Below are 21,665 nucleotides of genomic sequence, written 5' to 3'. Positions count from 1 at the left end.
CTGTCTAACAGCGTTCAAGGGGCGACCATCGCCCTTAAAGCAGGCTAGATAATGGTTTGAGCAGCACAGACTCCTTGAAAAATGTAAGTGCTTATTGAGAATGAACTATACAGCTATTAAGCAGCTACCTGTAGTGTACAGTTTAATGGTAAAAAAACGGTCTCGTAATTTGATGAAGACCGTCATAATAATGTGTGACTTTAAGAAGATTTTGGACAGGTTTGGAAGAAGAAGTTGGACAAGTTGCTCCCTGAAATACTTATAACTTCGTTAAGGCATTAATCAAGCGATGCCAAGGGCGACAAGCTACGCAACTTTGGATAAAGAAAATGGACATAATAACAAAAATGGAAGAAGGATATGGACGCAAATCCAAGCTAATAATACTCAAATGCCAATTTTTCCTTAACCTTGTTCTGTCACTCTAAAAAAAGAAAAAACTGAGCCGATTTTTTAACTTTATATATAATAAGTGTTTGAGCGTTTATTTTCTAATAGAACGTCCCAAATCTAGCTTTTTTGGTAAAAGCCTTATTCTGTATATATCATGGATTATTCTCTGGCAAAAGTAACAAATGAGGGTTATCAACTCGAAGTTAAGGATGGCGAATAATTGGCTGGCTTGGGCAAAGTTAAAGAGTCAGGATATCTGCAAATATTAAGACTTTATAAAATAGCTATCTAGGGAAAAATGGGTAGATTCGAGACTATCTTAAAGTAATTAATTCAGGGATGATTAATTGTATAGAAAACCGCTCTTCAAAATTTTTAGACTGGCATTCAAATAAACCACATACAGAACTAAGCCCTGAATTTTTATCAGGGCTTTTTAAGTATAAAACGCTGTAGTTGTTGGCGATGGTGATAGAAAGGAAAGATGGAAATCAAGTAGAAATTCATGCGCTCGCTCCTCTCAAGCGGAACATCCGTGTGACTGATGCAGATTTAAATTAAGTCTAAGTTGCAAAGCAGGTTTTAACTTAGAATCTATGCAAAGCCGGATTTTCAACGACATTTACCTTTTGCAAAACAAGATGGTGGAGAGAACTGTTAGCGCAATGGCAAATACACGTCTGCAATCATCTCTTGTTCCTGTACATGGAGTCCGACGTTGACGTAGTGAAAAAAGATCGGGAAGTCTCTCAACGCTTCCCCGCTATTGGGAAACCAGACTTCGTAAAGGTAGGATGCTGCTGATACGTTCTCGCGCGAACCCGAATGCCGCATCATAGCACAGCGACCGCCCGGAATGATTTTGTTCACCACGCCTTGCGGATTCGCAGGAATGTCATTTTCCACACAGATGCAGAAGTCAACTCGATATTCTTCAGGAGGTGTACTGTGTGGGTCGTTGTAATGAATTCCGTAACTCCGGTGGTGAGCGGGAGGCAGTCGATTTGCTAGCCGCCATTCAATGAGCTTTTGAACAGTCTTGTATTCGAGATGCGGCGGCCCACAATGTTCTATAGCTGCCACCTTAGTCTCAGGAAAATGGACGATTTGAACGTTCACTGCTTGCATCTTTCGTGCTTTACCTTCTTGAAATTATCACCAAAACCTACGCCATCCACTGCACCCAATCGGGAGCCTCCGCCACCAACTGAGAGAACATCACAGGCTGCACTTCCTCAAAAGCCACCATCACACCCCAACGCTCATCCGAAATGAAGGTACTGAATGACTTTTTGACTGATTTCACTCCAGATTCCACCTGTTTAGTCACCAACGAAGCATAAAATATTATTAATCACTTCAAATCAATTCTAAATAAACTAAATTGAATGACTCGGTTTGTACATGATGAATTTGCCAAAGACTATCTAGAAGAACTGCTAAAACCTTATGGGGAAGTAAAATCTTCACAAAAAGTATCAGGAGAAATTAAAGAAATTGATGTGTTATTTACACCATCAGCATAGTCAAACTCTAATTTAGAATTGTTAGGGCTACTGGGAAGATTTGCCGAATTTCCAGCAATTTTAGAACCATTTCGGAATGCAGCTTCTAGTGATGAAATTTGTGATTGTCTTCAAAAATTATTAGAAGTAAAAGCTCTATTGCGGCGAGAGGCTAAAGCTAATAAAACCAAACTCCAGGATTCAAATATTCCGAAACTATGGATTTTGACTCCAACTGCATCCCCAGCAATATTATCGAGCTTTAATGTTAATCAGAAATCGGGGTGGTTGCCAGGAATATACTTTTTAGGTGATGCTTTAAGGACAGCAATTGTAGCTATACATCAACTACCATCAACACCGGAAACTTTGTGGCTGAGAATTCTGGGCAGGGGAAATGTACAGTCACAGGCAATTATTGAGTTGCAAGCTTTACCATCAAATCATCCATACAGAAAAGCGACGCTAGAATTAGTTTATAATTTGCGCGAAAATTTAAAAATCAATCAAAATTTAGAATCAGATGACAGAGAGTTAATTATGCGATTAGAACCACTTTATCAGCAAGACCGCGAAAGAGCTAAACAAGAAGGACAACAGGATCTAATTCTACGTCAACTAAATCGTCGTTTTGGTGAAATTGATTCAGCGTTGATTGAACGAATTCGAGGATTATCTATTGAGCAATTGTCTCTTTTAGCAGAGGCGTTATTAGATTTTTCCGTTGTAGCAGATTTAGAAGCTTGGTTAAACCAGCAAGTCGGATAACAACGCGACATTACGCTACTCCACCAACTAATCGCACCTCACAGTCCTACAACCGTCCCTAAAGTTCAATCACAGTTGCCACTGTCCCAAGTAACCCATTCCAAAACGGTTCACCTAATTTGGAAAATGAACAACCCGCAGTGATTGCTCATAACCTAAAAATCAAGTCATCCATTCAATCCACCCAGGAACTTCTGCCACCAACTGCCCAAAAATCTGCGGTTGTGCCTCCTCAAATTCCAACATCACCCCCCAACGCTCGTCTGAAGTGAGAGTAGAGAGGAACTCTTTAACTGCTTCCACACCAGACTCTACTTGTTCCATAAACCCAGCAGCGTAAGATTTAACCTGCTGCCACCAAGAAGCTTCCTGTCCGCCCATATCCTTATTGTTGGGGAGTGGTGTTGTGTCAGTGATTGGTGTTGTTAAATCTATATTAGGAGTGACTGACACAGAACAATTCGCAATTCGCAATTCGCAATTCACAATTGTTTTAGGAGCGAGTTCATCCCGATTTAACCACTGCTTGAAAATCACATCTCGCCCATCATCAGGAGCCACAAACTTGTAAACGCACTCCCGTTTTCCTCGTGGCCCCAACCGACCAATATAAGACAACCGCAAGTCAACCTTATCGAGTAACTTCTGTGCGATCGCAACAGGTGTCAGCTTCTCCGAAATACTCACGTTCAAATAATTCTTGATCAAATACCGATGCTGTAGCGCGATCGCCTTAAACTCCTGCATCCCTTGATCAGAACCCCGCAACTGCTCCCCAGGTGTAAGCAACTGCAACAGGTTCAGTTCTTCTAACAACAATACAGAAGACGACATCTGCCCTTTGTTAAAGTCAGGCTTCCAAATCGCATTCTCTCCAGCTTCAGCTTGTGCCTTAGCCCTTTTGCTGTCCCGGGTGGTCAAAAACTCCCGCCCCACGCTCAAGTAATAATGCAGCCGCAGTTGAGGATACCAGCCGTCATCGTCCTTCATAACCATCAATAACCTCATACCCATCAGCCGCCAAACCCTTCAGCACAAATTCCTGGTAACGGCGCATTTCCACGTTAATGACCGCACCTCGCTTACCCCAAGTCTGCAAAGATTCGGGTTGAAATGAGCTTGACTATCTTTGTGCAACGAATCCACGCATACGCCGAAGCCGAGTAAACCACCTGTGTCAGAGGTGTGAATCTCGCTGACGTAATCAACACCGAAGCCAATACTTTTCGGATAAGGAATTCATTCGTGTTCGCGTAGCGTCTTGTTTAGGAGAACGTATCTTGGGAGCAGGGGAGCAAGCAGGGCGGCCGCATCATGTCAATAAGACTAGATAATTCTCAATAGTCTCAAAAATAATCGCATTAAGCAATGTTTATTGACAAAGATTTTAGCGTTGGCGTAGCCCGCCGCAGGCATCGCTTTGAGGTTTGGACAGTGGTTCAAATGATAAATGCTGATTTTTCCGTTGATTCTCAATTTCAGTAGTCACTAAGTATACTTTAGATGCGTTCGCCCTGGGGGAGCAAGGGACATTTGACAGTAGCCTCTCCCCTACCCCTGAAGCTTCTCCCCCCTGCTGCCTCCACGAAGATATATCTTAACCAAAAGGTATTGGGTGTATCTTCTTAGTTTGGGATTGGCAACTCTGGTAACTCAATTCCTCGGCTTTGAAGTGCTTCAACTATCTGAGATACAGATTTATTTCCCAGATTTTTCAGCGTTTGCAAGCCTGTGACCCCATATTTATTTAAATCTTCTATTGTGTTAACTTGTGCCTCTTTAAGCGCTGTATAAGTATTTTTTTTCAAATTCAATGACTCAATACTGTTTTCATCAACAACGTTTATCGGGTTATTATCCCCATTTATTTCCTCTACGGGGTGTACATTACTTTTGACAACCTCTACAAGCTGATTATCCGGCGAGATTGAATCTACACTTTGACTTAAGCTGATTTTGTCAACACTATCTACATTAGACTCAACAAGACTTACCGACTGATTATCCTCAAGTATTTCGAGAATTCTATCTATTTTTGCTAGTTGCTCATAAACAGTATTGACACTCACTATCGGTTCTACACCAGCATCAACAGAAGCTAACCAGTCATTTTTGATTAAGTTGGATAATTCTGACTTTATATGGTTAGGCTTCAATCTGCCATCTGTAATTAACTTTTCAACCACAGAATGCGGCACACGGAAGCTTACAATCGGCGATTCCTTAGTTTTTTTTCCCATATTTCTCCAGAATGTCAACAGTGTATACGTCAAATATAGCAATACGTGTACACAGTTGACAAATAATAAAGGTAGAGAGTAAAGATCAGGACAGATGACAGGCTGCCCCATGAGCGTCAGTCGAACCTTGGCAGAGTGAAAATTCTTGTACTATCTAAGCTTTATCACTTTGCAATGTCTTAACTACCGACGATTGGTACTCAACTCAATCAACTCAACTTTGCCTTTGTCACTTGCCAAAAATGGAATAATGGTTATTATCTGCTTACCGTCACCTAGCCCAAGAAGATTTAGATTTAGTATTTCACTTAGGTGACTATATTTACGAATTTTTTTATGTTGAAATTGCAGATATGTTTCCTCTTGTTAAAAAACAAGTGATTAAATCTAAAGCAAATTTAATCTATCTTCGTTAGTAGCATCAACCGCATAGGTTAAGATAAGGTTATCAATTGTACTTTCAATATTAAGTAAAACATTTTATTGAGGGAGGTATGTATTATGGCACCTAAAATTGTTGATTTCATTGAAGATGCTGGGACTCCCGGTGTAATCGCTTCAATAGGAGCAGTAATTCTTGCACCTGTGCTGTTGCCAGTGGTTGGTAGAGTTGGAAAAACAATAGTTAAGTCTTTGGTCAAAGGCGGGATTGTTGTTTCTCAAAAAAGCCGAGGTGCAATAGCCGAGCTTGGTGAAACTTGGGAAGATATGATAGCGGAGGTAAAAGCAGAACTCAGTGAATCAGATCAACCCATGATAAGTGAACATCCTCCAGAAATCAAAGATGAGGCAGCTACTTCAGCATCTTGACTTGACCATCAAAGCTCATCCAAAAATCTTTCCAGGTTAAGTCTAAGGAATTCAGAACAACCAGGTTTTATACTAGTATTAGTATGGTATTTGATGTATCTAAGTTGTACTTTAATTGAAATCATCAGGTAGGTAATTATCTGACGCAGAGAATATCTATAAAATCTAGCTGTGCTTTAGTTTATTACCTGCCTTTGTTTGTTTGGGGTAATAAAGTCGAATTAATCGCTGGTAGGTAGGGTTGTGTTTCCTTAAACATTCTTGATAGCCACCAGAGGAGCGTTTGTTACTGTCGTTTAAAGCATTATGAATTATTCAAAATATCATCCATCTGATGGAACAATGAAAGCTGTGTAGTCTATTTATATTAATAAAGCTAAAAGATAATTATAATTATGTTGATGTAATGGTATGATTAACTGCCACAATGGGAAAAACGCGAAAGTATCATTTCTGTAAAGGCAGGATCTCAAACATATTTTTGGCGTAGACCTGATTATGGTTATGTGCGTGATAATGGCAATTTTCATTACTTAGAAGTTATTAAAGATTTTACTACCCAAGTCAAGATTGTTGAAAATTTTCAGATTGAAGCTGAAAGCGATCAATATGGGTAAAGATTGAATAACAAAATTAGAGAGATCGCTTTAATCTTTGGAAAACAAATCAAACGATGAATACTGAATTTTTCTGTTGATTCTTGACCTCAGTAGTAAATAAATATAATGTAGATACGTCTGCCCTGCCGCCTCCCCGCGCTTATTTTCAAAACAAATTTTACCTAATAACAACTGTTGATAAGCTAGAATCTACGGGAGTCAGACCAAGTTTTCCTTTAGTTTTCTGAATCAAAAAGATACTCACTACAAGTATGGGCAGCACTAAATTGATTTCCGTGATTTGTTGAACAATAAAACTTTCGGATAAAACTTTACCTCCCAGTCTGACTGAATCATTTGATAAACCGTGCATAACAATAGCTATTATGGTAGTTTGTCCAACTTGATTAAAGAAATAAGTTATCACGATTGAAATCAAGATAAATTTACATATCAGGATAAAAAACATAGATAAAAAATTTATTATTCCATAATCGAACAATAAATTTATTTTCACAGGAATATGCCACACAGACCAGAAAAATCCTAGTATTATCGAAGCTTGTAGAGGTCGAAAGCGTTTTTGTAATAAAGGTAGAGCAAACCCTCGCCAGCCATTTTCTTCAAATAGACCTCCCGCATCTAGAAACATAGCAATAATCAAGCCGCTCCAAAAATTAATTGATAAAAAGTTGATATCCCAAACAAAATCCTTTTCAGGAAGTAGCCACTTATTTAAGCCAGCAGAAGCTAGGTTCATTAAACTAAAAATTAATATGCAAATTCCCCAAATTCTTAACCCATCATGCCAGTTCATACCTGACTGCCAAAAACGGAACCTATTTTTTAGCTCTAATAAACCTTTTTTTCCATTTGTAATACTAGCAACTATCAATACTGCAATATCTGGTGCTGCTACTTGTAATATTGCCAAAAGAACTCCAAAAAATGCTCCTGGTTCCGCTGATACTACTCGGAAGGCAGTTACTAAATCAGTATTAAATTGAATACTAGTTTTTTGGAGGGCTTGGTCTACGGCAACATCGGCACCTGTTAATAAAAAAACTGGAATAATTAGAATTACAATTAAGACTGAAATACCGTAGTACCATGCTAATGGGTACTTTTTTACATGGGCTGTAAGTTGTCTAAACATAGTTATCAATATTTTAATTTCAGTAGACTTAAAACTCTCGTCAACATCAAAAATTAGAGAAATTTATTTTTTGTCTATTAACAGAGGAATAAAATCTAATTTTTATTGTTTTAATTGGTAACAATTTCTATTTTGAAAAGTAATATATATAAGTCAAAACTGCTCAAAATTTTAATTAAGAGTTATAAGTTACTATTATGTTCAATCAATAACTATTTTTTAACGCTACCTTTATATTTTCTTTACTTCTTTCTCCTAAAAGAGAGGTAAATTTTTAGTGTCAATTTTACGTTATCCATGATTTCTTTCAGCAGCAATTATACTTTATTACACAAATAACAACGAATGAGTAAGTTTCAGCTTTCAAGGGTTCTTATACCTGTTGCTGTACCAACAGTATTTTTCGCTCTGTTTAATTGCATACAGAAACCACTGATTGCTCAAAGCACAAGCGTCCATTTAACAATGGGAAATCCTAGTAGTGCTGGTAGTAGTTACAGTAATCTTTTATTAAATAAACCTCAATACGCAGTATCTTATAACTGTTATAGAGGAACTCCAAATTGGGTAAGTTGGCAGCTAAACTCTTCCTGGTTAGGATCTACACCTCGCCAAGATGACTTTAGGGCAGATACCGCACTACCTTCAGGCTGCTACCGAGTTACTTCTTCGGACTATACAGGCAGTGGTTTTGATCGAGGACACATGGCTCCGTCCGCAGATAGAACGAATACTATAGCCAATAACTCTGCAACTTTTTTAATGACAAATATGATTCCTCAAGCACCCGACAATAATCAGGGAATCTGGGCAAATTTAGAAAATTATTCTCGAGATTTAGTAGTGAATCAAGGCAAAGAACTTTACATCATTTCTGGTTCTTATGGCACTGGTGGAGCTGGTTCAAATGGTACAAAAACTACCATAGCTAATGGTAATGTTACAGTGCCAGCAAGAACATGGAAAGTTATTGTAGTTTTGAATAGACCTAATTCTGGAGCTAGTAGCGTCACTACTAGTACAAGAGTAATCGCGGTAAACATACCTAATACACAAGGTATTAGATATGCGAATTGGAAAGATTACAGAGTGAGTGTTGACTCTATTGAAGCAAATACTGGTTATAATTTACTTTCAAATGTATCTACTTCTGTTCAAAGCACAATTGAGGCTAGAGTTGATACTTTATAGTTTTTACTAACCTAATTAAAGCCTGTCTATATTTATAAACAGGCTGGGGAATTTTTTATCATGTTTCTACAATTTTTGTTGCTAGTCCTACCAAGTCACCAGATGAAGTTTTGCCAACAATATAGACATCAATATTTATTGTGCCTATACGATAAACATTTATGTTAGCTAAAGTATCTTTTAATGTTTTGACAAGTAATTGATATTTTTGAACATTTTGTTTTTGTATTTCATCATGCCATTCTTTTTCTTTGGTACAGTTACGAAATAAATAATCTAACTCTACTGTTTCGATTGATGTTTCTAATGGATGTCCTGTTAATTGTAGAATTTTTTGATTTGTTAAAGGTTCTTGCGCTTGATTAGTCCATAAAAATACTTCAAAAGGATATTCTGACTCACTTATCATTAATAAGTCATTGGACGTTTGTTTCAGCGTTTGCATTATTTCATTATTCATAAAATTTATTTATACTTATACGCGTTAGCTTTTGAGCTTTGGCTCCTAATTGAGAGAGTATTACGCTCCACCTTTATTATCTAGTATTCTTCTAATGAGAATAACAACAAAACATTTACCTTTCTTGCTCCCCCTGCTTGACCTACACCGCGCTAAACATACTTATAAGGTTTTTGAAGAAGAATTCAGAATCAATCAGTGGGGAATCTGAATTCCCCACTGATTGTAGCTACCAAATTTAGGATTAGTGTAAGAATTCAGCACACAGAAGTCAGAATTCAGAATTGAAGAGTAATTGAGGATAATTAGGCTATTTTACCCTGAAGAATGTAATTAAATTTTCTACCATTCTGGCTCCTGGATTCTGACTCCTGAATACTTACAAAAAATCTAGCCTCTTGTTCTGTTTCAAGCTACAAATACCTGCTTCTGAAGTATGATACTACTTAAGTATGTAACGTAAACATATAAGAAAATCTCATGAGCTTTATAGTTACTCTTCTAACTAGCCTGATCACAATTCTCATTTATCTGAACACAGGCAAGATATCCAGTCAAAAGTCTCGTTTAGTTGTGCGCGGGATAACTATATTAATTGGCAGTGTTGCAATACTAAATTCCATTTCTAGGGTTTTGGTTATTGTCCCACCAGGCAATGTCGGCATCGTTAACTTCTTTGGTCAGGTTTCTGAAAACAGTCTTGATTCAGGTGTCCACTTGTTGAATCCTTTTACCAAAGTGCTGAATTTTTCCACTCGCCTTAAGGATGTGAAGGAAAACATAGATGTAACATCCCAAGAAGGATTAAGCCTAAATCTTGATGTTAGTCTTCAGTACAAGCTCGATCCCCACAAAGCAGCAACAGTATATAAAACAATTGGAACTGATGAGACACAACTAGTAATTTCCAGATTCCGCTCTACTGTCCGCGCCATCACAGCAAACTACCCAGCCAGTGCTATTTACTCTACCAAACGTCAAGAAATTGCTCAAAAAATTGACCAACAACTTACCCAGGAGATACCTACTTTGGGTTTTATTGTCGAAGAAGCTCTTTTACGAAATGTCAAAATGCCTGATACTCTGCAAGCTGCAATTCAAGAGAAACTAAAAGCAGAGCAACAGAACCAACAGATGAAATTTGTTCTAGAAAAAGAGCGTCAAGAAGCACAACGAAAGCGTATTGAAGCTCAAGGTATAGCAGATTCTCAAAAAATTATCTCTGGTGGACTAACCAACCAAATGCTGCAATTACGAGCGATTGAAGCCACAGAAAAATTAGCTCAATCTAATAATTCTAAAATTGTAATTGTTGGTTCTGAAAAAGGCGGAGTTCCTATTTTTATTCAACCAGATCCAGGAAACTCAAAACCTTAAAATTTATCTTATGTAAGTAACAGTATTATCTTAACCCTGTTCTATCACTCTGAAAAAAGAAAAACGGAGCCAAATTTTCAACTTTATATATAACAAGCATTTGAGCGTTTATTTTCTAATAGAATGTCCCAAGTATAGCTTTTTTGGTAAAAACCTGATGCTGTAGATATCCTAGATTATTCTCTGGTAAAAGTGACAAATGAGGGTTATCACTTTTTTATAGCTAGAAAAGTATCTTTACCAGGAATTTAAATTAGAGCTTTTGGCAAATCTAATATATGCAAAACCAAGTATTATTTAAAATTTTATTTCCGTACAGATATATTTATGTCACTAATCAAAAATTCGATATTTCATGAATTTAAATCAGATTTTTGGCAAAAATCTGATTTTTCCCTTGTGTAGAGAAGCATAATATGATATCTCTCTATTTTAAATAGATATAAGTAATTATTATTAATACTAGTCAACCCTATGCTTGCTCAAGCAACAATGATGTTTATATAAGCTTAATAAAATGTTACTAACCAGTAGATATTTCTTATGGTATGTATCTACAGAACATAGGAATCTCAAAAAAACTAAATATTTTTGTATGTAATTTGTTAATTAAAAGTTTTGTCTGATCCCTCTTTTGTTACTACGAAGAGAGAAAAAAATTGTCCCACTTCTGAACGCTAAACAAAATAATGAATTGTGTGATCACCAGCTTGCTTTTTAAATTAACCTTCCTTGCTTTCATCCGCAGGTGAAGTTGGGGATGAAAATCAAGACAAGCTCTAGTTAACTAACCGGAGAATTTTGCTGTTTGATATATTTCTTCACCATATCGAGCAATACTCAACCACTGAAGTTCACAAAAGTACCGAAAACTACCGCATCGTCTCCCGCAACTCAACAGCCTCCTCCACTCAATACTGTTCGGTAGGGTTCTTTTCGTTAAGGCAGCAGAGGAGCATCGGAGCGGAGGGGATGGAAATAAGTTTGTTTAACCTCTTTATCTTCCTTACACCCTTGTTTGCTCTCACGACTAAATTTGTTAACCGAACGGTATTGCAATTGCTCCGGTTGGTTACATAAATATCAGGTTAGAATGAGCCTAAAATAAAGCAGTAAAATCTAGAGGTTAGATATTTAACGAAATCAAGATTTTGCTGATGTAGATAGCGATGGTGAAAACTAATTAGCAGTGAAAATAGTAAACTTATGTTGGAAACACAACAGATACTATGTGATTGCTATCAGCTGGAACAGAAATTAAGCGAAACAGCGGGTCGTCAAACTTGGTTGGCAAAAGATTTAAGCAGGCAAGAGAAAGTAGTAATCAAACTGTTGTGCTTTAACGATCAAGTGCATTGGGAGAATGTGAGACTGTTTGAGCGAGAAGGAAAAGTCCTGAAGGAGCTTCAGCATCCTCAAATCCCTAAATATCAAAATTATTTTTGTGTTGAAGAACAATTACTGTGGTTTGGGTTAGTTCAAGAATATATACCAGCTTGGTCACTAAAGGAATTATTAGTACAAGGAAAAATCTTTACAGAAGTAGAGGCCAGGAAAGTTGCTAAGGAAGTGTTGAATATCCTGGTTTATCTACACGGGTTAAGTCCGCCAGTGATACATCGAGATATAAAACCGAGTAATTTACTGCTGAGTGAAGATGGTCAGATATATCTGATTGATTTTGGAGCAGTACAAGACAATGCGGCAAAAGCAGGTGCAACATTTACAGTAGTAGGAACTTATGGTTATGCGCCATTAGAACAATTTGGTGGAAGAGCGAGTGCAGCATCAGATATCTATGCTTTGGGAGCAACGTTAATTCATCTACTCACGGGAATTGCGCCTGCGGATTTACCGAATTTAGACTCTCGCTTAAGATTTGCCCATTTGGTAAATCTGAATCCAGGTTTTGTTCGCTGGTTAGAGCAAATGACACAGCCGAATCTGGAAAAAAGATTTAGTAGTGCAGAGGAAGCACTTGCGGTTTTAGAGGAAAATGAACAAGCTATCTCGATAATTGTTAATTCACAATTACCTAGTGACAGAATAAAACTCAAAAAAACGCTTAGTCAGTTACAAATTAAAATTTCAGCGTTGGAGACGACGGGGAAACCAGTAATGTTTAGAATTTGGCCTTGTTCATTAGGTATTACATTAATAGTTTTAGGGTTTTACAATTCTTTTGCATGGTACCTATTTATGATAATGTGCTTTGCATCGTTAAAAAGCACAATTAATATATTATTAGAAACCCAGATAAATTTTGATAAAAGATATTTTGAAATTGAGTTAAAAATATTGGGAATAACTTTTAGCAAGCAACGAGGCAAAGTATTAGATATTGATAAGATTTTTGTAAGTAAAAATGAGTTGGTTTTAAGTGTTGGTGTTAGAGAATATTCAACAGGTTGGCTGAGAGATACAGAATACCTCTGGCTAATAGCAGAAATTAAGCAGTGGTTAGGGTTAAAGTAAATCAGGATGCAATATGTTAGAAACAGGATATGTATTAGTACAACGCTATCAGCTTCAGGAAAAAATAGGACAAAGTAATAGTCGTCAAACCTGGTTAGCACTAGATCAAGAGAAACAGCCCTAAGAAAAAGTTATTGTCAAGTTGTTAACGCTTACTCCTCAAATGCAATGGGATGAATGCAAATTGTTTGAGCGAGAGGCGCAAGTGTTAAAAAGTATTAGCCATCCCCGAATTCCTAAATATCGAGATTATTTTCGGTTGGAGCATCTGCCAGATTCGAGATTTCCGTGGTTTGGATTAGTGCAAAGTTATATCCCTGGAGTATCTCTACAACAATTATTAAATCAGGGGAAACGCTTTACTATTGAACAAGTAGAAAAAATTGCTGTGGAAGTTTTAAGTATTTTGATTTATCTGCATGAGCTTAATCCACCAATACTGCATCGAGATATTAAACCTAGCAATTTAATTTGGGGTAAAGATGAGCGTGTTTATCTAGTAGACTTTGGTGCAGTGCAGGAGCAAGCAGCGTTGGAAGGAGCAACCTTCACGGTCGTAGGCACTTACGGCTATGTACCAATAGAGCAATTTGCTCTTAGAGCAGTTGCCGCCTCAGATATCTATGCTCTAGGCGCAACTTTGATTCATTTACTGACAGGAATAGAGCCGGCTGATTTACCTCATTTAGATTATCGTCTTCAGTTTTTTGAGCGAGTGAATGTAGATTTGGGGTTGGTGAATTGGATTTGTAAAATGACAGAACCAAACGTAAATCAACGCTTCAGCACGGCTAGGCAAGCACTTGCAGCATTGGAACAGAAAAATACACTTAGTTCCCCGACTACTAGCTATAAACCAACAGGCAGTAAAATTATCGTAAAAAAAACAGCAAATACATTAGAGATTAAAATACCTAGACGTGGAAGAAATGCTTTACAAAATATGTATTTGTTAGGTCTTACAAGTTCATTTTTTGCATATATCTTTCCTTATTACGTTCTTCCTAATTTGTTTATAATTCATCAATCAATAATAACATTCGATTTTAATAATCCAATAGTAATATTTTTGGTTTTATCATTAATATTTTCATCTGTGTTTTTTATAGCCATTCCAGCTTTTGGCGAAACTTACTTATATTTTGCTCGTGGTAAATTCAAAATTAAATTGCAATTATTTGGGATATGTTACTCATGGGGACAAGGTAAAACTGCGATGATTATCAATGTTTCTGAAAGAGAAGTTAGTAATAATTCAGATCCCAGAGGAATAGTCATCGAAACTAGTGATCAAACGCTAGAAAATGGTTCACTTAAATACCACTCTACATCATTATCTACGGTGGAGCGTGAATGGTTAATTCAGGAAATAAAAGACTGGTTGGGCTTAGAAAAGCAGTCTAATAATCAAAATATTAATGCTGCCGAACCTGAATAAAAGTTGTGGGATATTAATTTAATAATGTTTTATATTGAAAATTTTCTAAAATTTTTGGACAATAAACAATATAAACAATTCTTGCATATAGATATACATTAAATAAACCTAAACTTACCAAAAGACTTTGTTTTATCAAAGCCAACTGCCCAACCCTCGCCCCCAACAGACAGTCTAAACCCAAAATTACGCCAACCACTTCCGCCAATTGGGCGCATCTGTAATTAATAGGAAAACCCTATGTCCTGCCAACATCTCAATAAATTGACTTTGGAAAACTTGATTCACAAAGCTAACTATCCTGTATTTCAATGTCAGGAGTGTATTTTACTTAATGATCGCTGGGTACATCTGCGTATTTGCCAGACCTGCGGCAAGATGTTGTGTTGTGACTCTTCCAAAAATCAACACGCACGTCGTCATTATGAAGAAACTGGACATCCTGTTATTAGTTCAGCCGAACTAGGAGAAGAATGGCTGTGGTGCTTTGTGGATGAGCAACAGAAGAATTATTGATTAGTCTTCCCGTAAGCAGACAGGTCAAAACCCCACAACTCACCCCATCCAGTTCACCCAATCGGGAGCCGCCGCCACCAACTGCCCAAACATCACAGGCTCTTGCTCCTCAAATGCCACCATCACCCCCCAACGCTCATCACTGCTGAGGGTGGAAAGGAATTCTTTGGCCGCTTCTACACCGGATTCTACACGTTCCATGACCAACGCAGCATAAGATTTAACTAACTATTTGATTTATCTATTTCATTTTCAACAGTTAAAATAGGTTCAATAAGTGTAAATTCATTAATGAGTGTAACTATTACTGCTGCGGCTGGTACGGCCAATAGCAGACCAACAAATCCGAATAATTTCCCCATAATAAGAAATGTCACAATTACCATTACCGGGTGAATATTCACTTGCTGACCCATGACTAAAGGTTGAACAATATGGGCATCTATTTGGTTTAGTACCAAGAATAGTATTAATACAAGTACTAACTTGAGAGGTGAAATGCTGAGTGCTACTAATGCAGGTAAAAAAGTTCCAATAATTGAACCAAAGTAGGGAATAATTTCAAACAAACCTGCAATAATACCAAATGGTAGTGCGGAAGGAATACCTAATATTAAAAGTCCTAATGTAGCACTAATACCTAGAAATAACATAGCGATTCCTGTGCCAAAAATCCATCCACGCAATCTTATTTTTGTCGCACGAAGAATTCGTTTAAAACGTTGATGTTGTTGTCGAGGAAATAATCTGAGGATTCCGTTAACTAAAGAATTAGGGTCATAAGCCATATACAATGCTAAAATCAATGTCGCTACCAATTCTATAGTTAAGCTAAAAGCTTGACCTAGAAAAATAGGAACTCCACCTAGTAACTGGTTGGTCAAATTTCGTAATTGTATAATTGCTTGAGAAATATCGGGGATGAAAGTAAATTTCTGACGCAGTTGCTCAACATCTCCTGTCAATCTATTGAGATAAGTCGGTAATGTGGCTAATAGTTTTTGAGACTCAAATGTCACGCTAGGGACGACAATCGTAGCCAAAACTACAATAAATCCGATAATTAATCCTATTAAGAATAAAATAGCTAAATCTTGTGATTTTACTAATTTGTGTAATAAACGCAGCAGAGTCCGTAAAATTAAAGCAATTAATGCGGCAATAATTATTAGTTCTAATACGGGTAATATTTGATAGAGAATATATAATACTGTAGCTAAAATAACGGCTAATGGTGCGCCACGAGTTAACTGCGACCACCCATTCTCTGTATCTTTATGATTTGTCATGTTATTGACTATATTTATAAATTATTTATCCAATAATCAATCTTTTTGACTTTATTACTATCTCCCAAATGAAATAAATAGATATTATAAGGATTGTTGCACACCAGCTAGAATGAGAACGATTACTCCTGAAGAGTGATGAATGGGAGCAACGTGATGTTGTGAAAGTATCTTACTCATTCAATATTACTTTTATTAAGAGTCTGGAAAGAGAAAAAGCGAAAAACCCCAGCATTAATTGTTGAGGTTGAAGAATATCTTATTACAAACAAACTCATTCCTAATATTAAGAATTAAACTTAAAGAGGAAGAATAACGTTTTCTGCTATGCCCTTGAGTTGTAATGTTAGGTAAGTTCGGTCGGCTCCGGCTGGATTTCTTATAAAGCCCCTGCCTCTGGTCTTAATTGCCACAGTATCAAATTCTTGTTTTTGCCCATTTTGAAGAGTAACAGTTGGTAATACCAAGGTTAACTGTAACTGACCTTGATCTGCATTTGGCTTTAAGACGACACTAATCAGTAAACCCAACGCGGTCTTTTGCTTAGTAATTTCTTGCCCACGAAAAGTGAATTCACCTTCTGGGCCTTGATAAGTCAATTGTGAAGCTCCTGGTGGGTCATTTACTCTTATCGGCCCTGGTGCTTGTGGAACAAAAATAATCTCTGTAGTTCTGATGGGGTCAGTAAAAGTATATTGGTTGGCTTGACTAAGCTGAGTTGTACTAGCTAATTTTTGGGCAGGTTTCAAATCAACTGCCAGTGCTGAAGTAGATATTACTGTTCCGATTGTGGCTATGACCAGAGTGGATGTAGTCATAGCAATGAGCCGAGAAAAAGTAGTCTTCATAACTGGGTGATTTAGTTGCTGTTAAATACGCATCTTTTACACTTTTGAGTGTATGCCGAGATGTTTTCCTCTGATTCAATAATTAATCAGCGACTTCAAACAATTGCACTCGTTGTTGCAGAACTTTTATAAGCGTTAGTGCAACAGCAGCAGCGATCGTATTTGGCTCCTTGGGGTGCAGTACTTGGGCAAAAATCCGAGTACAACAACACATTTGTTGAGCGAAAGGATGTATGGTTTCACGCTTACATCCTTTCATTTTCAACCTCTTTGACAACGAGTAGTCGTTAAGCAATAACTTGAATATTAGTAGATGTTAGAGTTGGAGCAAGAGTGAGACTAGCAATCTGCTGTTGTCCAGCAGCACCATTACCATCAATATCAAAGAACAATCCACCTGTGAGAGAGTTATAGATAAATCGTTGAGCGGCGGTTGTTGCAGAGGTTCCTACGACGAACTGAAGCCCTGAAAGAATACCTGTTGTTAGACCGCCACCAAAACCAGAGGCAGAAACCGCAATTTTATCAGAGGCGGGAGCAAAATCAGTGATGATATCTACACCTTCGGTAGGATTTAAGAAGGTGAACTGATCGTTACCAGTTCCACCAATTAAGACATCAACACCACTGCCACCGATGAGATTATCGTTACCAGCGTCACCCGCTAAGACATCACTCCCAGCACCTCCACGGAGAATGTTGTTAGCACTATTCCCAGTAATGCTGTCATTACGAGCAGTACCTGTGACATTCTCAAAATTTTTGACTGTGAAGTTGAGGCTGGTAGTAATGCCACCGATTACTACATTATTCACACTCAAGCTATTTGTACCTAGATTGGTTGTAATTGTGGTGCTGCCTGTTGCTGTAGAACTATCAATTGTATCGCCCAGTAAGCTAGAAGCCGTAATGCTTTCAATCCCATTCAACTGGTCAGTACCAAATCCACCTGCTTTAGTAACGGTACCTGTGGGGCCGAGAACGATGGTTTGTCCTAACGCACTGTAGTTTGCTGTGTCAATGCCTGCATCGCCGTTGATAGTATCATTGCCTTTGCTACCACCGAACACATCGTCCCCAGCACCTCCACTGAGAATGTTGTTAACATTGTTCCCAGTGATGCTGTCATTCTGAGCCGTTCCTTTGACGTTTTCAAAACCGCTAACTGTAAAGGTGAGCGTTCCTAAACTGGGGACATTATTAACAATCAGGGAATTAGTCAGTAGATTAACGTTTACAGAGGTTGGACTGGTTGCATCAGATGCGTCAATCCAGTCATTAAGTGATGATGTTGCAAAGATTCTCTCGACTTGAACAAGTTGGTCAGTACCAAATCCAATTCCTTTTGTCACAGTTCCAGTTGACTTCAAGGTAATTGCTTGGCTTAAAGCACTGTAGTCAGCAGTGTCAATTCCAGTTTCACCATTGAGCAGGCTGCTGCCACTAGGATCTAATACGTAAAAGTAATCATCACCAGCACCAGCGATTAGGGTATCACTACCTGCGTCATTAAACAGAATGTCATTTCCATTTTCGCCAAATAGGACATCGTTACCGATTCCACCGAGTAGTATATCATTGCCATTGCCTCCGAACAGGTTGTCATTCCCGCCTTGCCCGAAGAGCAAATCGTTACCATCCAGACCAAAAATGTAATCATGGGTGGCTTTACCGATCAAAATGTCATTACCAGCAGTTCCAATAATGATATGGATCAGCTTGCTAATGAAACTAGCAGTAACTATCTTGGAATCAGTTGTGGAAAAGTTTGAAACTACATCAGTTGAGGGTGTTAACTGATTCGCACTCAAGAATGTCTTGAAGGCAATCGGGTCATTTGCTACGTCAGGAGCGAACTTAACAACAAAATCAGTTGCCGCATCGCTAGTAGTTGCAGTGATTTCAGCAGGTGGGTTAGCTAACCCAATTGCTTCAACAACGGACGAATCAGTGAATAAACGAGCAAAATCAGTAGCAGCTACCTTGCCTGAAACTAAGTCATCACTTAAGGTATCAAGGTTGAATACAGGCGAGGGAGCAACACCCCCGATATTAGGATCTGTAATCACCTGTTCTTGATCTGTCACCAATTGAGATGTAGCCATGTACTTTGACTTTCCTTTTGTTAAATATATGTCTGGATTTGACTCTAGCCAAAATACAAAAAACTTAGCACAACTATAAATAAATCATTAAATTGTTCATGATGAACGTTTCGCAGAATACATTTAATATGAAATTCTTAAAAAAATATAAAGCTTATATCAATAGCTCTTTCATATAAACTTTTTGTGAAGCTACTTTTTCCGGCTTCATTAAAGGTAGTAGGTCACGATTATCAAAACGGTAAGGAGTGCGAAGATTAACAGCACAAAACCTGATAGCCAGTTTGGCTTGGCGCGATGAACGCTTTTGAGTCGAGGGCAATTCGATTTCTTGTTCAAAACTAATGGGTTGTGCTTCTAATTTCGACCACAGACGTTCGCTATCAGAATCTAAACTGCGGTTATGAGCGGCACGAACTATTACTCCCGTGTGATGAAGTTGGCGGATCTTATCAAAAACTTCTGTGATATCACCAACAGGAGTCAAAAACATGAATTACTCGCGTGTGCTGGCTTACAAGGTTTTCAACAGTGGTGAGTGCCTCTACCCATTTATATGATTCTTTTTGCTCAAAGGGTCGGTTGCGGGCTTCTTTACGGGCTGCTAGTTGTCGCTGTTTCTTCTGTGTTGGAGTTTCATCTAGCGGCGGTTTCGCTTTCGGCTCCCGATTCCATAGTTTTTGCCACAATAACCCAACAGATTGACCACTCTCAGGTTCTATCGCTAATCCACTGTGCAATATTAAGCCGTTACCGCCTTTGCCAATTGGGCCGTAACCTTCTTTTTTAGCCTCAATACTGCCATAATCAAGAAAAGTTGTGTCTCCGACGCACAGCGTGACATCGCTTTCTGCAACAGTCTCCGCCGTCATTTGACAGTGCGGCTCAATCACGTTTGGAAATTGCACTTTTGGGTTGCAAAAACTCATAGGCTCTTTTGAGTACTGTTCCATTGCTGAAGATTTCTGACAGCCCTTTCCCAAATCCAAGGCTTAAAGCAATGCTATCGACATTGCACGCTCATTTAATTGGCGATCGCCCAGAGATATGGTTGCAAAATTCTTCTTCCACCAGTCCAGCATTGCTTGTCACCTTTAGCACCCGATTTCAATTACTGTACCGTATATGCTGTGCTGTTTTTTAAATCCTTTACAACCAAGCCTTTCAAGACTTAACGGGAAAAGTCAGGTTCCTATATTTCTTCAACATTTATATAATTTAAAGATAAAAAACGTTGAATCTTTTTTCTTCTACTTTCAAATAATATGGGGATAGGTAAAGCTGTAGCTAATACCATTTCACGAAAAATATGATACAGATGTAACTCTTGAAACCCTTGCTGTGTCTGTTTTTTTAAAATTGCGAATTGGTATCACGCTTCTATGCTGACAGTTTTGATAGACTGTACCAAATTTATCAGAATTTTTAGTGATAAATACTCTGCACGTCCCAGTTCTCGCTTGAAGTGCGTTTCGTAGAATTCCGGTAACATTCTCATTAAATAGAGCTTGTAGCGAATGAAGGCTCTTTTTCTTTTACCACAAATTGCTACACCCTTTATATGATAAGCATTATAGAGCATTTTGTCCCCCCGCAAGAAATTTTTACCTTTTAACAAATCTCAATCACTATTAAGATGGCAATGACAAAATAACTATGAAGTGCAGGTTTAATTATCTTGAATATTTATTCATAAATCTCCTAAATTGCTTTGCAAGTGTATTGCTTTTATTCTTAAGTTACAAGTTATCTTGATCTGGTGGAAGAAGAAATTACAGATTATGAAGCCGTTACTAAAAAGACTGTATCGTGAAATGTTTTGGATGTGATAACATCTGTTGAGTAATTTTTGACAGCAGTACCTTTTCCATGAATCAAGTTCGACTTCCTAAAGCCCGTGTCGCCCTGATTGGTTTGGTAGTTGCAAGTGTATTTCATGCTACTCCGGTATTGGGAGCTATTCTAACTAGACAAGAATTCGCGGGTGACTTCACCTTAATCGAGGCTAACCCTTTTTTAAGTAATTTTTTGCAAAAACAGAGCGAATATTCAGGATTTGTAGTTTACGCAGACAATGGAAGTTTGAACGATTGGCAGTTAACGGTCAATAATCTAGGACTGAATTTGAATCCAGCTTCTACTTCCAGCAGTTTCTTAAAGCCAAGGATCAATTTTGAGCTTAATTCTGGTTCGGATTGGGAATTAGTGGTTGATTTTGGCATTGCTTTTGATGCGCCTAGATATACCTTACAAAGAACTGCCATCTCAGAGATTAGGCTGACTGGGGAAGTTGGACGGGCAGGAACATACATTTATCAAGATCCTGCTGCCAATATTAGCGTGAGTTCTTCATCCACATCGATACCTGAACCCTCTACCCTATTTGGTTTATTTTTGGCAATTGCGGCGATAGCTGCCTCCAAAAAAGCTAATAGACTTGTCTGAAAACTCCAAAGCCAGACTGTTCAAAGCTTTGAGACAAAACTTTGATATTT

Annotated in this window: 23 protein-coding genes and 3 pseudogenes; 11 read left to right on the top strand and 15 right to left on the bottom strand. The window is 37.9% G+C overall.

Features of this window, described 5'->3' with window-relative positions; all coding sequences use genetic code 11:
- Positions 1-1,050: 1,050 nt before the first annotated feature.
- Together H6G69_RS23860 and H6G69_RS23855 are read right to left on the bottom strand one after the other, a co-directional pair.
- On the bottom strand, positions 1,051-1,521 hold the full coding sequence (locus H6G69_RS23860; protein ID WP_190691604.1) for a GyrI-like domain-containing protein: 471 nt from the start codon (positions 1,519-1,521) through the stop codon (positions 1,051-1,053).
- A 37-nt stretch (positions 1,522-1,558) separates the two neighbouring features.
- Positions 1,559-1,699, bottom strand: a complete 141-nt coding sequence (locus tag H6G69_RS23855; RefSeq protein ID WP_199336256.1) for a hypothetical protein — start codon at positions 1,697-1,699, stop codon at positions 1,559-1,561.
- Positions 1,700-1,781: 82 nt separating this feature from the next.
- On the opposite strand from H6G69_RS23855, the pseudogene H6G69_RS23850 reads away from it, so the two are divergent.
- A pseudogene (locus tag H6G69_RS23850) lies at positions 1,782-2,666 on the top strand (DUF4351 domain-containing protein).
- A 162-nt stretch (positions 2,667-2,828) separates the two neighbouring features.
- Here H6G69_RS23850 and H6G69_RS34080 read toward each other — a convergent pair.
- The 3 genes from H6G69_RS34080 to H6G69_RS23840 all read right to left on the bottom strand — a co-directional run bounded on the left by H6G69_RS34080 (position 2,829) and on the right by H6G69_RS23840 (position 4,906).
- Positions 2,829-3,656, bottom strand: coding sequence for a hypothetical protein (locus H6G69_RS34080; RefSeq protein WP_190691603.1), 828 nt, complete (start codon positions 3,654-3,656; stop codon positions 2,829-2,831).
- Positions 3,643-3,765, bottom strand: a complete 123-nt coding sequence (locus tag H6G69_RS34480) for a hypothetical protein (protein ID WP_277883445.1) — start codon at positions 3,763-3,765, stop codon at positions 3,643-3,645. Before H6G69_RS34480 ends, H6G69_RS34080 begins: the two co-directional genes overlap by 14 nt.
- A gap of 526 nt (positions 3,766-4,291) precedes the next feature.
- Complete coding sequence (locus H6G69_RS23840; RefSeq protein WP_190691602.1) at positions 4,292-4,906, bottom strand: DNA-directed RNA polymerase subunit alpha C-terminal domain-containing protein; 615 nt, start codon at positions 4,904-4,906, stop codon at positions 4,292-4,294.
- 207 nt (positions 4,907-5,113) lie between these two features.
- Between H6G69_RS23840 and H6G69_RS23835 the strand changes: the two are divergent.
- The 3 genes and pseudogenes from H6G69_RS23835 to H6G69_RS34860 all read left to right on the top strand — a co-directional run.
- Positions 5,114-5,238, top strand: a pseudogene (locus tag H6G69_RS23835) (alkaline phosphatase D family protein); the annotation flags it as partial.
- Positions 5,239-5,407: 169 nt separating this feature from the next.
- A complete protein-coding gene (locus H6G69_RS23830; RefSeq protein ID WP_190691601.1) occupies positions 5,408-5,716 on the top strand; it encodes a DUF5132 domain-containing protein in 309 nt (102 codons plus the stop codon).
- Positions 5,717-6,135: 419 nt separating this feature from the next.
- Positions 6,136-6,333: a DUF1349 domain-containing protein gene (locus tag H6G69_RS34860; RefSeq protein ID WP_190691651.1), complete on the top strand. Its 198-nt coding sequence runs from the start codon at positions 6,136-6,138 to the stop codon at positions 6,331-6,333.
- A 160-nt stretch (positions 6,334-6,493) separates the two neighbouring features.
- Here H6G69_RS34860 and H6G69_RS23820 read toward each other — a convergent pair whose 3' ends face one another.
- Positions 6,494-7,471: a CPBP family intramembrane glutamic endopeptidase gene (locus H6G69_RS23820; protein WP_190691600.1), complete on the bottom strand. Its 978-nt coding sequence runs from the start codon at positions 7,469-7,471 to the stop codon at positions 6,494-6,496.
- A 345-nt stretch (positions 7,472-7,816) separates the two neighbouring features.
- Between H6G69_RS23820 and H6G69_RS23815 the strand changes: the two genes are divergently transcribed.
- Positions 7,817-8,662, top strand: coding sequence for a DNA/RNA non-specific endonuclease (locus tag H6G69_RS23815; protein ID WP_190691599.1), 846 nt, complete (start codon positions 7,817-7,819; stop codon positions 8,660-8,662).
- 58 nt (positions 8,663-8,720) lie between these two features.
- On the opposite strand, the gene H6G69_RS23810 is transcribed toward H6G69_RS23815, so the two are convergent.
- Positions 8,721-9,122: a nuclease A inhibitor family protein gene (locus H6G69_RS23810; RefSeq protein ID WP_190691598.1), complete on the bottom strand. Its 402-nt coding sequence runs from the start codon at positions 9,120-9,122 to the stop codon at positions 8,721-8,723.
- Between the two features lie 480 nt (positions 9,123-9,602).
- Between H6G69_RS23810 and H6G69_RS23805 the strand changes: the two genes are divergently transcribed.
- The 4 genes from H6G69_RS23805 (at position 9,603) to H6G69_RS23790 (ending at position 14,928) form a co-directional block, all read left to right on the top strand.
- Positions 9,603-10,499, top strand: coding sequence for a prohibitin family protein (locus tag H6G69_RS23805; RefSeq protein WP_190691597.1), 897 nt, complete (start codon positions 9,603-9,605; stop codon positions 10,497-10,499).
- Between the two features lie 1,206 nt (positions 10,500-11,705).
- On the top strand, positions 11,706-12,974 hold the full coding sequence (locus H6G69_RS23800) for a serine/threonine-protein kinase (RefSeq protein WP_190691596.1): 1,269 nt from the start codon (positions 11,706-11,708) through the stop codon (positions 12,972-12,974).
- A 133-nt stretch (positions 12,975-13,107) separates the two neighbouring features.
- Positions 13,108-14,412: a serine/threonine-protein kinase gene (locus tag H6G69_RS23795; RefSeq protein WP_313951907.1), complete on the top strand. Its 1,305-nt coding sequence runs from the start codon at positions 13,108-13,110 to the stop codon at positions 14,410-14,412.
- Positions 14,413-14,652: 240 nt separating this feature from the next.
- Positions 14,653-14,928, top strand: a complete 276-nt coding sequence (locus H6G69_RS23790) for a UBP-type zinc finger domain-containing protein (protein ID WP_190691595.1) — start codon at positions 14,653-14,655, stop codon at positions 14,926-14,928.
- Between the two features lie 39 nt (positions 14,929-14,967).
- On the opposite strand, the gene H6G69_RS23785 is transcribed toward H6G69_RS23790, so the two are convergent.
- From H6G69_RS23785 to H6G69_RS34850, 7 genes are all read right to left on the bottom strand, one after another.
- Positions 14,968-15,129 carry a hypothetical protein gene (locus tag H6G69_RS23785; RefSeq protein WP_190691660.1) on the bottom strand — a complete coding sequence of 54 codons (162 nt, stop codon included), beginning with the start codon at positions 15,127-15,129 and terminating at the stop codon, positions 14,968-14,970.
- 23 nt (positions 15,130-15,152) lie between these two features.
- A complete protein-coding gene (locus tag H6G69_RS23780) occupies positions 15,153-16,217 on the bottom strand; it encodes an AI-2E family transporter (RefSeq protein WP_190691594.1) in 1,065 nt (354 codons plus the stop codon).
- Between the two features lie 299 nt (positions 16,218-16,516).
- Entirely contained in the window at positions 16,517-17,035 is a 519-nt protein-coding gene (locus H6G69_RS23775; RefSeq protein ID WP_242072159.1) for a hypothetical protein, read from the bottom strand.
- Between the two features lie 112 nt (positions 17,036-17,147).
- Positions 17,148-17,324: a hypothetical protein gene (locus H6G69_RS23770; RefSeq protein ID WP_190691592.1), complete on the bottom strand. Its 177-nt coding sequence runs from the start codon at positions 17,322-17,324 to the stop codon at positions 17,148-17,150.
- Between the two features lie 28 nt (positions 17,325-17,352).
- Entirely contained in the window at positions 17,353-19,170 is a 1,818-nt protein-coding gene (locus H6G69_RS34475; RefSeq protein ID WP_190691591.1) for a calcium-binding protein, read from the bottom strand.
- A 154-nt stretch (positions 19,171-19,324) separates the two neighbouring features.
- A complete protein-coding gene (locus tag H6G69_RS34855) occupies positions 19,325-19,663 on the bottom strand; it encodes a hypothetical protein (protein WP_190691590.1) in 339 nt (112 codons plus the stop codon).
- Complete coding sequence (locus H6G69_RS34850) at positions 19,641-20,078, bottom strand: hypothetical protein (RefSeq protein WP_206757650.1); 438 nt, start codon at positions 20,076-20,078, stop codon at positions 19,641-19,643. Before H6G69_RS34850 ends, H6G69_RS34855 begins: the two co-directional genes overlap by 23 nt.
- Positions 20,079-20,170: 92 nt before the next feature.
- Here H6G69_RS34850 and H6G69_RS23750 point away from each other — a divergent pair, with 92 nt between their 5' ends.
- Positions 20,171-20,314 carry a hypothetical protein gene (locus H6G69_RS23750; protein WP_190691588.1) on the top strand — a complete coding sequence of 48 codons (144 nt, stop codon included), beginning with the start codon at positions 20,171-20,173 and terminating at the stop codon, positions 20,312-20,314.
- A 51-nt stretch (positions 20,315-20,365) separates the two neighbouring features.
- Here H6G69_RS23750 and H6G69_RS34845 read toward each other — a convergent pair.
- Positions 20,366-20,662, bottom strand: a pseudogene (locus H6G69_RS34845) (hypothetical protein); the annotation flags it as partial.
- A 377-nt stretch (positions 20,663-21,039) separates the two neighbouring features.
- Between H6G69_RS34845 and H6G69_RS23745 the strand changes: the two are divergent.
- Entirely contained in the window at positions 21,040-21,615 is a 576-nt protein-coding gene (locus tag H6G69_RS23745) for a PEP-CTERM sorting domain-containing protein (protein ID WP_190691587.1), read from the top strand.
- Positions 21,616-21,665: the final 50 nt, after the last annotated feature.

The organism is Nostoc sp. FACHB-110, from assembly GCF_014697425.1.
In the GTDB taxonomy this organism is placed as follows: Bacteria; Cyanobacteriota; Cyanobacteriia; order Cyanobacteriales; family Nostocaceae; genus Nostoc_B.
Note: the sequence above shows the minus strand (reverse complement) of the source record. Positions and strands in the feature narration are given on the sequence as shown.